Here is a 12,880-nt window from a genome sequence, read left to right on the forward strand (position 1 = left end):
CGCAAGCGTAGCATGCTCACGCCCACGAAGGGGATGTTAGGGTGTTTTCCGCATTAATCTAACCCCTCTTCACCGGGCCGCGCATTGGCGTGCGCGGCAATCTTCGCAGATGAAGCCCCGTTCGTTCGCGGACGGGGCTTTTTCATGCTGTCATACTCTCCGACCTCTCGTCAATCGTCATGTTAAGCTAACGCCTAAGGTGCTGTCTTATCCCCGCGCATGCGGGGAACCGGTAGAAGCCCAAGCAAACGCATCAGGTGCTGTCGGCCCATCCCCGCGCATGCGGGGATGCCCAGATCAAGCCCGAGTTCCCCGAATAATTCAACCCTTCGCAGATGACCCCACCCTCGTCCACCGGGCAAACCGTCACCGCCGCACGCCGCCAGTCCGGCCAATCGCGCGTGGCCGCCACGATCTCGGATGCCGACTGGTCCGGCAAGGGCAGACGGTCCAGCCGCACCTTGGCAGCCGACAGTTCCGAGAGCTGCCAGAGTTCCGCAGGCGTCCCTTTTTCCTGCGCCCACGGCCGAAGCACGCCACCCACCCGGCGCGCCAGCGCCAATGTGCGGGTCTCGCGCCCCAGACGAGTGGGGTAGCGGGTATCGTCAGCGCCTGCCGCGCCCAGCCGATAGCCCGCAGCAAGATCCACGACATTCTGATCGCCCAGCGAGCGGCGGGCATAGCCCTCGCCGATGCGCTCCTGCTCGGCTGCATCCAGGACCGGCGGCACCGGAACCGCGCCGTCGCCATGCACGGCCTCGATCAGCTCGCGCAGTCCGCAAGGCGCATCGATCTCGCCTCGCCGGAACAGCAAGTCGGCCGTGCGCCATTGCTCGGCCAGCGGATAGACCCAGGCGCCGCCATCCAGCACCTGATGCAACCAGCGAGCATCAGACACCTCGGCCGGATCGGGCGAGACGACATGCAGCACCGGCCGGGAAACGGGCCGCCGGTCCTGCGGACGTTCGTCCATATGACGCCACAAGCGCCCGGCGCGCTGGATCAGCGCGGCCATCGGCGCAAGGTCGGACACCATCACATCGAAGTCCAGATCCAAGCTGGATTCCACCACCTGCGTGGCCACAAGCACCTTGCCCGCCCGCCCCTTGCCCTTGCGTCCGAAGCGCGCCAGTTCCGCCGCCTCGATCCGCTTGCGGTCACAGAGCGCAAAACGGGCATGCAGCAGCGAGGCCTCGACCCCGCGCGCCCGCAGCAGACCTATGGCGGCGATCGCATCGTCGACGGCATTGCGCACCCAGACGCAGGCCGCGCCGGCCTGCGCCAAACGCGCCAGCAGATCGGCGGCCGCCTCGGCATCGGGCAGCCTCTCGACCTTCACCGCTCCCTTCGGGCTGGGCGTCGCGGCAACGGGCTGTGGCTTGTCCGTTCCCGGAATCGTCAGTGCGGGATAGGCCGGGTCGCGATCCGTGGCCCAATCCCTGCCCGCTCCTTCGGCAAAGGCGCACATCAGCCGCGCCCGCGCGTCCAGCGGCAAGGTCGCCGTCAGCAGAATCGCCGATCCTCCCTGCGCGGCATGGGCCTGCAACAACCGCTCCAGCAGGATCGCCATGTAGCCATCGCCCGAAACTTCATGCGCCTCGTCCACGATCAGGATCTTGGAGGACAGCCCCCACAGCCGCAGCGCGGAAAACCGCGCCCGCATCACCGCCAGCAGTGCTTGGTCGACCGTCCCGATCCCCACATCGGCCAGGAGCGCCCGCCGCCGGTCATCCGCCAGCCATTCGGTGCAGGTCACGTCATCGCTGCGGCTGCACCCATGCTGCAGGTCGCGAAACGGCACCGAAAGTCCCGCGCGGCCATGCGCCAGGGTCAGCGTCGGTCGGTCCAGCATGCGACCGACCACCTCGGAGGCACGGATGAACATCGCATCCGCCGTCGCCATGGTGGGAAGCGCGAAGAACAGCCCCCTGCCCTTCCCGGCCAGCAGCATGCGCTGCGCAAGGATCAGCGCCGCCTCGGTCTTGCCGGCACCTGTTTCATCTTCGATGAAGGCCAGCATCTGCCCCTCAGGCAACAGTGCGGAGACCGCCGCCTGCTGCATGGGACGCAGGGTGAAGTCGAACAGGTCCCCGGCTCTGGCGGCCGCTTGGGCAACGCCTGCCCCGGGCACATGGAACGCGGCAGCGTCCCGCGCCAGTGCAAGATATTCAGCCAGGGACAGGTCAGGCGATCTGGCCGGGAACCAGTCGGCATTCGAGCCGATCCAGTCCGCCGCCGTGGTCAGTCCGGCCAGCCACCAGGACAGGCGCGTCGCCTCGATTTCATCCAACCCCGCCAGCGATGCCTCCGGCCAAAGGCCGGCCAAAGCTTCGATGGTCGCGGGAATGTCCGCCGCCGCTTCCGCACCCGCGCTACTGCGCATTCGGGAAAAGAAGCATTCATCCTGTTTGGAAGGTCGCCCGTGGTGACCCGCAACGGCCGAGATCAAGGCGCGCATCGCCCAGGGATCGGCCTGCAAGCGGTCCTGCAACCATTGGTCGTCCAGCAGCCAGGCCTCGGTCAGCTCCCAGTGGCGTGCGGTCTGCGGGGTACCCTCGCGGATCATGGCACGGAAACCCGCCCCGATCTTGCCCAGATCATGCAGAGCGATGAGCAGCGCGAACGCGGCCTTCCATCTGTCGGAAAGAGGATCGCCGCGCAAAAGCCGCTCGGCAACCGCAGCCACGTCAAGCATGTGATATATGGCAGGATGTTCGGGGCCGCCATTCCGGCCGCTTTTCCCGGGCCAATGCAACAGATGAGAAACCATGAAGGCCCGTGTTCCAAAAAAGGCTGCTCTTCCCTCTCATGATGCCGTCTTGTCGCGGGAAGGGAAGAGGGCATCATGTTAAAATTTTCCCGATACGGGCCGTGCCGTAAGGCACAGACCGGACGCAACCTCTGCCCAGGCTGGAAAACCTCCATCCTCGTCTTCCGCGAATTCGTCTTGCCGCTCTCAGACCCTCTGATTGTCCGGGTGAAGTGCCATGACGAGCCCGGGACAGCATGGCTTCCGAACTTCACCGCCACTTCAAGGCGGCCACGACGATGACGCCGGTAGGCGCGCCGTCTCGCCATCCAGGGCAAGGCATGGTTCTATATCCGGCATCCGAAACCGATGAGGCCGATGTGGATCTGCGACACATGCGCTATTTCGTTGCCATCGTGGATGAGGGCGCCTTTTCGCGCGCCGCCGCCAGCCTCGGGGTCGCCCAGCCTGCCCTGTCGCTGCATGTCCGCAAGATGGAGGAGGAACTGGGCACCACGCTTCTCTTGCGCAGCGCAGGCGGCGTCACCCCGACCGAAGCCGGGCTGCATCTTGCTGCGCGCGCCCGCGGGCTGCTGGCCGAGATGCACAGCCTCGAGGAAGAGTTGCGCGGACTGGGCGATCAGCCCTCGGGCGTGGTGCGGATCGGCTTGCCGGGCACGATCAGCGTCATCCTGTCGGTGCCGCTGATCGCCAAGGCACGCGCGCAATATCCGCGCATCAAGATCGTCGTCGCCGAAGCGATGAGCGGTTTCGTCCGCGACTGGTTGCGCGAGGGCCGGATCGAGCTGGGCGTGCTTTACGGCGAGATCGGCGAGCCCGGCCTGCGCTCGTCGCCCCTGCTCGAGGAGGAACTGGTGCTGCTTGCCCCGCCGGGCACGACCAGCGACGAGGCGGGCCTGGCGATCCTGGCGGATAACCCGCTGATCCTGCCCAGCGAGGCGCACGGCCTGCGCCGCATGATCGAACACAGCCTGCGCGCCGAGAACCTGCAGGTCGATCCGGCGATCGAGATCGACTCCTATCCCTGCATCAAGCGGCTGGTGGCGGATGGCTATGGCTGCTCGGTCCTGCCCTGGCATGCGGTCGCCGAAGAAGCCGCGAAAGGCCTGGTTTCCGTGCGCCGCTTTGCCCGACCACGGCTATGGCGGCGCGCGAACCTGGCCTGGAATGCCGCCCGACCGCTGGGCCAGGCGGCGCAATGCGTGCAGGATCTGCTGCGCGCCGAGGTCGGGCAGCTGATCGCGACGGGCGTGTGGGTGGGCGCGCGCGGCCCTGATACCCAGCCGACCGGCCCCGCCGCAACGAGCCGATAGGAATGATGCCGACCAAGCGAACCGGCCGGGTGACGTGACATCTTGCTCGGCGCTGGCGCCATGTGCGCGAAAACCCCGAGGCGATCACCCGAGCCAGCCAGACCGGATGCCGCCAGCACGGAACATCCAGCCAAAGGCTGCGCCTATGCGGTCTGACGGCCGCTGATCAGGCGGCCGGACGGCGCTTGTAGAGCATCTTGACCGTCATCTCCTGCACGGTTTCGCCCTTCTGGTTCTTGAACTCGCGCTTCATCTGCACGACGCCCTTGTCACCCTTGCTGGTCTCGGTCTTGTCCAGAACCGTCATCTCGGCATGGATGGTGTCGCCGTGGAACACCGGCTTCAGCATCCGCCAGCCGTCGATCTGCAACAGCGCGATCAGCGTGCCGTCATTGATCCCCGCGGCGTATTGCAGGCCGCCGACGATGGAATAGACCAGCGGGCCATGGGCGATCGGCTCGCCGAACTGGGTTTCCTTGCAATATTCCCAGTTGGTATGGACCTCGTTGAAATCGCCCGACAGGCAGGCGAAGTTCACGATGTCGGTCGAGGTCACCGTCCGCTTCGGCGTCACGATCACCTCGCCAACCTCGAAATCGTCCCAGTATTTGCCACGCACCTGTGCGTTCATGTCACTCTCCTTGACGTCTTGAAACTTTCTGCGCCGGGCTCAGGCCAGCACGAATTGCGGCAGGGTCTCGCCATCGGCGCCGGTGACGAAACTCGCCTTGACCCTGGCGCCGACCCGGACCTCAAGCGCGCCCTCGCCGACGATATTGGTCAGCATGCGCGGCCCTTCCTCGACGATCACCGAGGCGACGACATAGGGCACGCGGTCGCGGAACTCGGCCAGCGGCGCGCGGTGGACGATGGTGAAGCTTTCGACCACGCCCGCGCCGCTGCTTTCGCTCCAGTCCAGGTCGGCCTCCCAGCAGGCGGCGCAGTGATGGCGCGGCGGGAACTGGACCGAGCCGCAGCCCTTGCATTTCTGGAACAGCAGGCGGCCCTGGCGGGCGCCTTCCCAATAGGAATTGGAATCGCCATTGGCGTGGCGGGACATTTCAGTCATTCGGTCATCTCCTCGAAGCATCGCGCTTTCCCAGAAAGGCTGTCGGGCCTTGCTGCGGTTCGGTTCCAGGATGCGGCGCAGGGGCGGCTTCCGACGGCATGCGCGCATCCGCCGCGCTTGCAGATCCTGTCGTGGTGCCGATGGTCCATTGCCTGCATCCTCCTTGGTCCAGACCAAGCAAGATGCGTGCCAAGGCGTCAGATGAGCTGGGCCGCCAGCTTCATCTTGCGGCGCTGCAAGGACGAGGGGATGCGCATCATCTCGCGATATTTCGCCACCGTGCGCCGGGCGATGTCGATGCCCGCGCCGCGCAGTTCGTCCACGATGGCATCGTCGGACAGCACGTCGGCGGCGGTCTCGGCATCGACGATCTGCCGGATGCGGTGGCGAACGGTTTCGGCCGAGAAATCCTCGCCGCCATCGCTGGCCGAGATGGAATTCGCGAAGAAATACTTCAGCTCGAACATGCCGCGGTTGGTCATCATGAACTTGTTGGCGATGGCGCGGCTGACCGTCGATTCATGGATCCCCACCGCATCGGCCACGTCCCGAAGGTTCAGCGGCCGCAGATGCTCCACGCCATGCAGCAGGAACTGCTCCTGCCGCGCCACGATCTCGGCGGCGACGCGCAGGATGGTCTGCGCCCGCTGGTCGAGGTTCTTCACCAGCCAGCCGGCATTCTGCATGCAATCCATGACGAACCGCTTTTCGTCCTTGTCCCGGCTCCTGGCCTTGACCTCGGCGTAATATTCGCGGTTCACCAGCACCCGCGGCAGGAACTGGTTGCTGAGCTCGATGGCGAAGGAACCGTCCTCCTGCCGGTTGACCACGATGTCGGGCAGCGCCGGCAATGTCGGCTCGGCATCCATCCGGCGGCCGGGGCGCGGATCGAGGTCGCGGATCTCCCTGACCAGGGCGCTGATCTCGTCCAGGCTCACGCCGCAAAGCCGGGCCAGCCGGGAATAGCCGAACTCGGCCAGCAGCGGCAGGTTGTCGAGCAGCCGCCGCATCGCGGGGCCAAGCCGCCCCTTGTCCTGAAGCTGCAGCCGCAGGCATTCGGCAAGATCGCGGGCGGCGATGCCGGCGGGGTCGAAGCGCTGGACGACACCCAGCACCGCCTCGATCCGCGCCTGGCTGGCGCCCAGCATCTCGGCGATCTCGTCCGGGTCGCGGCGGAAATAGCCGTCGGCATCCAGGGATTCCACGATCTCGATGGCGACGGCCATGTCCCTCGGGTCGCGGAAGGTCATCCCGGCCTGCGCCCGCAAATGGTCGCGCAGCGAGATCTGCGCCTCGCGCAGCAGGGCGACGCTGTCGATGTCCGTGCCGGCATGCGACGAGGCACCGCCGCCAAAGCCGCCGTCCCGCGGCGACAGGCCGCCAGCACCGGGCTGCGCCTGCGGCGGCGCGGCGGGCCGCTCGGGCTCGGACAGTTCGATGAACGGGTTTCTCTCGGCCTGCTCGCGCAGATAGTCCTGCAGCTCGTCCTGGCTGAATTGCAGCACGCTGAGCGACTGGAGAGCCTGCGCCGAAACGACGATCGCCTGTTTCTGATACGCACCGATATTCGGTTCGAGTTTCATGTCCCCTCCCCCGGTTTGCCATCCCGTTCCGCACGGCACGCATCGGCGCGCATGAAACGGCTGGGCACCGGCATTGCATCCGATCCCTGGCTGGGCCCGCAGCCCTTTAGAAAATGACGAGATTCTCCCTGCCCTTATCTTTTCCCGGAGCCGTGCCAAAATCAAGCAACCGACCGGTTAGAATTCTCCTGCTGTAGCGTCACCGGCTGCCGGATGTCCTTGCCGCGGACAGTCCTGTCGCGGAGGTCGGTCGCCGATGTGCGCGGCGGCGGCATTCGCCCCCAGGGCGCACGGGCGTGCCGGCCCGCAGGCTGGCATGAAACTTGCTCGGGTCGGGGCGTGCCGGCGCATGTCCTGCCTTGGGGGAGGGGTCGATCGACCTCGGCAACGCGGGACAAGCCACGGCAAGGGGGCAACAAGGGAGGATTGCAGGTGAGCGCATCGACTTACGACTATATCGTCATCGGATCGGGCTCGGCCGGCGGCGTGATCGCCGGACGGCTGACCGAGAGCGGGAAATACAAGGTCCTGTGCCTCGAGGCCGGAACCAAGGGTCCCGACTATATCTGGTCGATCCCGCCCTCCGGCAACGTCTTCATGGTCGCCAATCCGGCGGTGAACTGGTGCTATCGCTCGGAACCGCATGAAAGCCACGGCAACCGCCCGATCTATGTGCCGCGCGGTAAGATGCTGGGCGGCTCCAGCTCGCTCAACGGCATGGTCTACAACCGCGGCCAGCGCGTCGACTACGACACCTGGGCGCAGCTGGGCTGCCACGGCTGGGGCTATGAGGACATGCTGCCCTTCATGAAGAAGCTGGAAAACGCCAGCTTCGGCGACGACAAATATCACGGCCGCTCGGGTCCGATGAAGATCGGGCGGGCCTCTAAACTGTCGTCCTTCTACGACCTGTTCATCCAGTCCGCCAACGCCATCGGCATCCCCTCGAACCCCGACTATAGCGGCGAAAGGCAGTTCGGCGTCGCCATGGCGCAGCATTGCATCTATGCCGGCCGCCGCGAAAGCACGGCGACGCAATTCCTGGTCCCGGCCCGGAAGCGGCCGAACATGACCATCCTGACCGGCGCCGAGGCCATGTCGCTGGTGATGGAGGGCAAGCGCTGCGTGGGCGTCAAATACCGCCGCAACGGCAAGGTGGAAACCGTGCGGGCCAGTCGCGAGGTGATCGTCTCCTGCGGCGCGGCGAATTCCCCCAAGCTGCTGGAACTGTCCGGCATCGGCAATCCCGAGATCCTGCGCCAGCACGGCATCCAGCCGATCCACGACCTGCCCGGCGTGGGCGAGAACCTGCGCGACCACTATGCCGCGATCATGAAATGGCGCTTCAACAAGCCGGGGATCTCGATCGCCCGCAAGGGTCGCGGCTGGCGGCTGTGGCTCGAGGCGCTGCGCTATGCGCTGCTGCGCAAGGGCTTCATCTCGCAGGGGATGGGGACGATGCGCGCCTTCATCAAGTCGCGGCCGGAGCTCGAGGATGCGGACATCCTGATCGCCGCCGCCCCCTTCATCATCGAACTGACCAAGAACGAGGGGCGGCGCATGTCGGCGATCGAGGGCTTCTTCATGTATTCGCATTTCGAGCGCACCGAGAGCACCGGCAACATCCACATCCGCTCGGCCGATCCTTTCGCGCCGCCCAGCATCAACTATCGCTTCCTGCAGACCGAGAACGACCGGCAGGGCTCGATCGCCGCGGTCCGCAAGTCGCGCGAGATCGTCCGGGCGCAGCCGCTGGGCCAGTATGTCGAGGAAGAGCTGGTGCCCGGCCCGCAATACCAGACCGACGAGGAAATCCTGACCTATCTGCGCGAACAGGGCAATATCGCGCATCACATGCTGGGAACCTGCAAGATGGGCAACGATCCGATGGCCGTGGTGGACGAACGCCTGCGGGTGCACGGCATCGCCGGGCTGCGGGTCGCCGATGCCTCGATCATGCCGACCATGTTCTCGGGCAATACCTCCATCCCCTGCATGGTGATCGGCGAGAAATGCGCCGACATGGTGCTGGCCGATGCGGCGTGAGGGCGACATGGACCAGCAACGCCCCTGGGACGCCTATGCGATCTGCACCGTCACCCAGCCCGAGGACCGGCCCGCCGCCCTGACCTATCTGGACGGCCGCCCGGACGAGACCTGCCCCGGCCTTGACTATTTCTTCTGGGTGCTGGTCCGGGGCGACGAGGTGATCGTCGTCGATACCAGCTTTTCCGAGGCGGTCTGCCGCAAGATCGGCCGGCAATGGAACGGCAGCCCGGCCCAGCTGCTGGCCCGGATCGGCATCGACGCGGGGCAGGTCCGGCAGGTGCTGCTGACCCATGCCCATCCCGACCATGTCGGCAATCTGCACGACTTCCCGAACGCCACCTTCTGGATCCAGAAGGCCGAGATGGCATCGCTGACCGGCGCCGACATGAGCCATGGCTTCTTCCGCCACGCCTATGCGCGCGAGGATGCCCTGGCCCTGGTCGGCCTGCTCTACGACGACCGGCTGCGGTTCCTGGACGGCGATGGAACCTTCGCCGAGGGCGTGGACTATGCGCTGGTCGGCGGGCATGCGCGCGGCCAGATGGTGCTGCGCGTCGCGACCCGGCGCGGGCCGGTGCTGCTGGCCTCGGACGCGGTGCATCTCTACGAAGAGGCGCGGAGCGAGCGGCCCTTCTTCGTGTTCCAGAACATGGAGGAGATGCTGGACGGCTATCGCACCTGCCGCAGGCTTGCGGGCGAGGAACGCTTCCTGATCCCCGGCCATGACAAGCTGGTCAGCCGCCTTTATCCGCCGGCGCGGCCCGGGCTGGAAGGGCTTGTCATGGACCTGACCAAGCATCCCGCCGAACCGCAGCCCGCGTCTTGAACCCTTTCCCGCCGCGGGTCCGTCCGGCGACGGGACCGCGCCACTTGCAAGGAACACCACATGCGACCGAATGAACCACGCCCCGCCGAAGCGCCCAAGGAGCCGATCCGCCTCGAACAGCCGATCGACGGGCGGATGCTGATCGATGGGGAGCTGGTCGAAAGCGCCGGCGGCGGCTGGCTGGAATCGTCCAATCCCGCCACCGAGGGCTATATCGGCCGGGTTCCCGACGGCAATGCCGCCGATATCGACCGGGCGGTCGCCGCCGCCGAAAAGGCGCAGCTGGCCTGGGCCGCCCTCTCCGTCGAACAGCGGGCGGCCTGCCTGAACGGTTTCGGCGATGCGATCCTGGCGCGCAGCGACGAATTGCTGGCGGCCGAGGTCTCGGACAGCGGCAATCCCGCCGCCTTCATGCTGGGCGACATCCGCGCCAGTGTGGCGCGGCTGCGCTACCTGGCGGGCCTGGGCAACGAGCTTCAGGGCGCCACCATCCCGGTCGATCCGGGCAAGCTGCATCTGACCCTGCGCGAACCCTATGGCGTGGTCGGCCGCATCACCGCCTTCAACCATCCCATCGCGATGGCGGTCCACGGGCTGGCGGGGCCGCTGATCACCGGCAACACGGTGGTGCTGAAACCCTCGGAACAATGCCCGCTCTCCTCGGCCATCCTGGGCGAGATCGCCCGCGACGCCCTGCCGCCCGGCGTGCTGAACATCGTCAGCGGCGGGCGCGCGGCCGGGGATGCGCTGGTGCGCCACCCCCGGGTCAAGCGGCTGTCCTTCGTCGGCTCGGTCGGCACCGGGCTGGCCATCCAGCGCGCCGCCGCCGAAAGCGCGGTCAAGCACATCTCGCTGGAGCTGGGCGGCAAGAACCCGTTCATCGTCTTCCCCGACGCCCCCATCGACAAGGTCGCGGCCGCCGCCGTCACCGGCATGAACTTCAGCTGGCAGGGCCAGTCCTGCAGCTCGACCAGCCGGCTGTTCCTGCACGAGGACATCCATGACGCGGTGCTGGCCCGCATCGTCGAGATCGTCGAGGCGATCAAGGTCGGCGATCCCTGCGACTGGGACACGCGCATGGGCGCCATCGTCTCGAAGGCGCAGCTGGAGCGCGTCGAGGGCTTCATCCGCTCGGCCCAGGACGAGGGCGCAAGGCTGGTCGCCGGCGGCGAGCGCCCGCGGGGTCCGGGCTTCGACAAGGGCTACTGGATGCGCCCGACGGTGTTCGCCAACGTGACGCAGGACATGCGCATCGCCCGCGAGGAGATCTTCGGCCCGGTGCTGTCGGTGCTGCGCTGGTCGGATTTCGACCAGGTGATCGAGATGGCCAATTCGGTCGAATACGGGCTGTCCGGCGCGGTCTGGACCGGCGATCTGTCGAACGCGCTGCGCACGGTGAAGGCGCTGAAATCGGGCTATCTCTGGGTGAACGACGTCGCCTCGCATCCGCGCGCGGTGCCCTTCGGCGGCTTCAAGAACAGTGGCATCGGGCGCGAGCGCGGGCTGTCGGAACTGGCCTCCTTCACCGAGGAGAAATCCGTGGGCATCGTCATCTAGCCCCTGCCCCATCGCAGGCGCGACGGCCGCGCCTGTGCCCGGCAAAAAAGGCCCGGGCGAGGGCGCGGCCGGCGCCCCCATCTCGCTGATGCAAAGGAAAAAAGACATGAGACTGCAAGACAAGCGCGTGGTGGTCACGGCGGCGGCGTCCGGCATGGGGCGCGCCGGCTGCCTGCTTTTCGCGCAAGAGGGCGCGACCGTCGCGGTCGTGGACATCGACCCCGCCCGCACCGAGCAGGTGGTGGCCGAGGTGATTGCCCAGGGCGGCAAGGCCAGGGGCTTCGTCGCCGACCTGTCCTCGGCCGAGGCCTGCAAGCACGTGATCGCCGAATGTGCCGAATGGCTGGGCGGCATCGACCTGCTCTGGGCGCATGCCGGCTCGCCCGGGCCTTCGGCGGTCGAGGGGGTCGACATTGCCGCCTTCGACTTCGCGGTGGCGCTGAACCTGACCTCGGCGCTGATCTGCGCCGGAGAGGTCGCGGACCACATGCGCCGGGCCGGGGGCGGCGCGATCCTGTTCACCGCCTCGGTCGCCGGCCTGCGCGGCTCGCCGCTCAGCCCGGTCTATTCGGCGCTGAAATTCGGCGTCGTCGGCTTCACCAAGTCGCTGGCCAGGCGTTACGCGCGCGACGGCATCCGCGTCAACGTGGTCTGCCCGGGCGCCGTGGACACGCCGATGCTGCCGGCCTTCCTGGATCGCGACGGCAATGACGACGAGCTCCGGGCGGCGAACCAGGCGCGGCTGGTCGCCAACGTGCCGATGGGCCGCGTCGCCCGGCCCGAGGAAATCGCCCATGCCGCCCTGTGGCTGCTTTCGGACGATGCGTCCTTCGTGAACGGCGTCGCGCTGCCCGTGGACGGCGGTTACGCCGCCTGAGCATCGGAAGGGCCGGAGCCGAAACCGGCTCCGGGGCCCGCGGTCAGGCGGCCAGATAGCCGCCATCGACGGGCATGACGATGCCCGTCACATAGGACGCCGCCGGCGAGGCCAGGAACAGCACCGGAGCGGCCAGCTCCTCGGGCCGGCCCGACCGCTTCAGCGGCGTATGCGCCATCAGCCGCGCCATGGCCTCGGGATTGGCGCTGGTGGGCTGGCTCATCGCCGTGTCGATTACGCCCGGCGCCACCGCGTTCACCCGGATGCCCTTGGGCGCCAGTTCGCAGGCCAGCCCCTTGGTCATCTGCACCACCGCGCCTTTCGAGGCCGAATAACCGACCATGTTCGGGCCGGACACGAAGGCCATGATCGAGGCCAGGTTGACGATGGCCCCCTTGGTCTGCTCGAGCTGGTCGAGAAACGCCCCGACCATGTTGAGCGTGCCCGTCGCATTGACGGCCAGCATCCGTTCCCAGGCGGCGCCGGCACCGGCATCGGTGATCGGCAGCCGGTGAATGATGCCGGCATTGTTCACCAGCGCCGAGATCGCGCCCTGCGCCGAGATCTCGGCCGCGAGGGCCGCGCAGGCCTCGCGGTCGCTGACGTCCAGCACCCAGCCCGTGGCGCGGCCGCCGGCTTGGGCATTGATCGCGCCGACGGTCTCGTCCAGCGCCTCGGCAATGACATCGCAGGCCCAGACCCGGGCACCGGCCCGGGCGAAGGCTGCGGCGATCGCGGCGCCGATCCCGCGGGCCGCGCCCGTGACCACCACCGATTTTCCGGCGAATTCAAGCTGCATGCATTCCACTCCCAGCCAAGACCATGCTCTTAAAACC

At 67.2% G+C, this 12,880-nt stretch carries 10 protein-coding genes; 5 read left to right on the forward strand and 5 right to left on the reverse strand.

The features are described from left to right. Window positions 1–253 precede the first annotated feature (253 nt). On the reverse strand, window positions 254–2,770 hold the full coding sequence (locus tag PARN5_RS0114660; RefSeq protein WP_036744968.1) for a CRISPR-associated helicase/endonuclease Cas3: 2,517 nt from the start codon (window positions 2,768–2,770) through the stop codon (window positions 254–256). A 374-nt stretch (window positions 2,771–3,144) separates the two neighbouring features. Here PARN5_RS0114660 and PARN5_RS22240 point away from each other — a divergent pair, with 374 nt between their 5' ends. Continuing rightward, window positions 3,145–4,083, forward strand: a complete 939-nt coding sequence (locus PARN5_RS22240) for a LysR family transcriptional regulator (protein WP_198289609.1) — start codon at window positions 3,145–3,147, stop codon at window positions 4,081–4,083. A 166-nt stretch (window positions 4,084–4,249) separates the two neighbouring features. Here the strand turns inward: PARN5_RS22240 and PARN5_RS0114670 are convergent, their stop codons facing one another. From PARN5_RS0114670 to rpoN, 3 genes are all read right to left on the reverse strand, one after another. After that, entirely contained in the window at window positions 4,250–4,714 is a 465-nt protein-coding gene (locus PARN5_RS0114670; protein WP_018000531.1) for a MaoC/PaaZ C-terminal domain-containing protein, read from the reverse strand. Between the two features lie 39 nt (window positions 4,715–4,753). Further along, window positions 4,754–5,152 carry a Zn-ribbon domain-containing OB-fold protein gene (locus tag PARN5_RS0114675; RefSeq protein WP_026155450.1) on the reverse strand — a complete coding sequence of 133 codons (399 nt, stop codon included), beginning with the start codon at window positions 5,150–5,152 and terminating at the stop codon, window positions 4,754–4,756. Window positions 5,153–5,349: 197 nt separating this feature from the next. After that, the gene (rpoN, locus tag PARN5_RS0114680) at window positions 5,350–6,735 is read right to left on the reverse strand and encodes an RNA polymerase factor sigma-54 (protein ID WP_018000533.1); all 1,386 of its coding nucleotides are present in this window, start codon (window positions 6,733–6,735) and stop codon (window positions 5,350–5,352) included. A gap of 432 nt (window positions 6,736–7,167) precedes the next feature. On the opposite strand from rpoN, the gene PARN5_RS0114685 reads away from it, so the two are divergent. From PARN5_RS0114685 to PARN5_RS0114700, 4 genes are all read left to right on the forward strand, one after another. Beyond that, window positions 7,168–8,781, forward strand: a complete 1,614-nt coding sequence (locus tag PARN5_RS0114685) for a GMC family oxidoreductase N-terminal domain-containing protein (protein ID WP_157404038.1) — start codon at window positions 7,168–7,170, stop codon at window positions 8,779–8,781. 7 nt (window positions 8,782–8,788) lie between these two features. Beyond that, a complete protein-coding gene (locus PARN5_RS22245) occupies window positions 8,789–9,610 on the forward strand; it encodes an N-acyl homoserine lactonase family protein (RefSeq protein WP_157404039.1) in 822 nt (273 codons plus the stop codon). Window positions 9,611–9,670: 60 nt separating this feature from the next. After that, a complete protein-coding gene (locus PARN5_RS0114695) occupies window positions 9,671–11,167 on the forward strand; it encodes an aldehyde dehydrogenase family protein (RefSeq protein WP_018000536.1) in 1,497 nt (498 codons plus the stop codon). Window positions 11,168–11,273: 106 nt separating this feature from the next. Continuing rightward, window positions 11,274–12,044 (forward strand): SDR family NAD(P)-dependent oxidoreductase, encoded by a 771-nt coding sequence (locus tag PARN5_RS0114700; RefSeq protein WP_026155452.1) that lies wholly within the window; start codon window positions 11,274–11,276, stop codon window positions 12,042–12,044. Window positions 12,045–12,087: 43 nt separating this feature from the next. Here PARN5_RS0114700 and PARN5_RS0114705 read toward each other — a convergent pair whose 3' ends face one another. Further along, a complete protein-coding gene (locus tag PARN5_RS0114705; protein ID WP_018000538.1) occupies window positions 12,088–12,843 on the reverse strand; it encodes an SDR family NAD(P)-dependent oxidoreductase in 756 nt (251 codons plus the stop codon). Window positions 12,844–12,880 lie beyond the last annotated feature (37 nt).

The sequence above is a fragment of the Paracoccus sp. N5 genome (assembly GCF_000371965.1).
Taxonomy (GTDB): Bacteria; Pseudomonadota; Alphaproteobacteria; order Rhodobacterales; family Rhodobacteraceae; genus Paracoccus.

What these genes read in the sequence shown, in the direction of transcription:
- PARN5_RS0114660 (WP_036744968.1), bottom strand. Translation starts at nt 2,770, where the DNA reads ATGGTTTCTCATCTGTTGCATTGGCCCGGGAAAAGCGGCCGGAATGGC.
- PARN5_RS22240 (WP_198289609.1), top strand. Translation starts at nt 3,145, where the DNA reads ATGCGCTATTTCGTTGCCATCGTGGATGAGGGCGCCTTTTCGCGCGCC.
- PARN5_RS0114670 (WP_018000531.1), bottom strand. Translation starts at nt 4,714, where the DNA reads ATGAACGCACAGGTGCGTGGCAAATACTGGGACGATTTCGAGGTTGGC.
- PARN5_RS0114675 (WP_026155450.1), bottom strand. Translation starts at nt 5,152, where the DNA reads ATGACTGAAATGTCCCGCCACGCCAATGGCGATTCCAATTCCTATTGG.
- rpoN (WP_018000533.1), bottom strand. Translation starts at nt 6,735, where the DNA reads ATGAAACTCGAACCGAATATCGGTGCGTATCAGAAACAGGCGATCGTC.
- PARN5_RS22245 (WP_157404039.1), top strand. Translation starts at nt 8,789, where the DNA reads ATGGACCAGCAACGCCCCTGGGACGCCTATGCGATCTGCACCGTCACC.
- PARN5_RS0114695 (WP_018000536.1), top strand. Translation starts at nt 9,671, where the DNA reads ATGCGACCGAATGAACCACGCCCCGCCGAAGCGCCCAAGGAGCCGATC.
- PARN5_RS0114700 (WP_026155452.1), top strand. Translation starts at nt 11,274, where the DNA reads ATGAGACTGCAAGACAAGCGCGTGGTGGTCACGGCGGCGGCGTCCGGC.
- PARN5_RS0114705 (WP_018000538.1), bottom strand. Translation starts at nt 12,843, where the DNA reads ATGCAGCTTGAATTCGCCGGAAAATCGGTGGTGGTCACGGGCGCGGCC.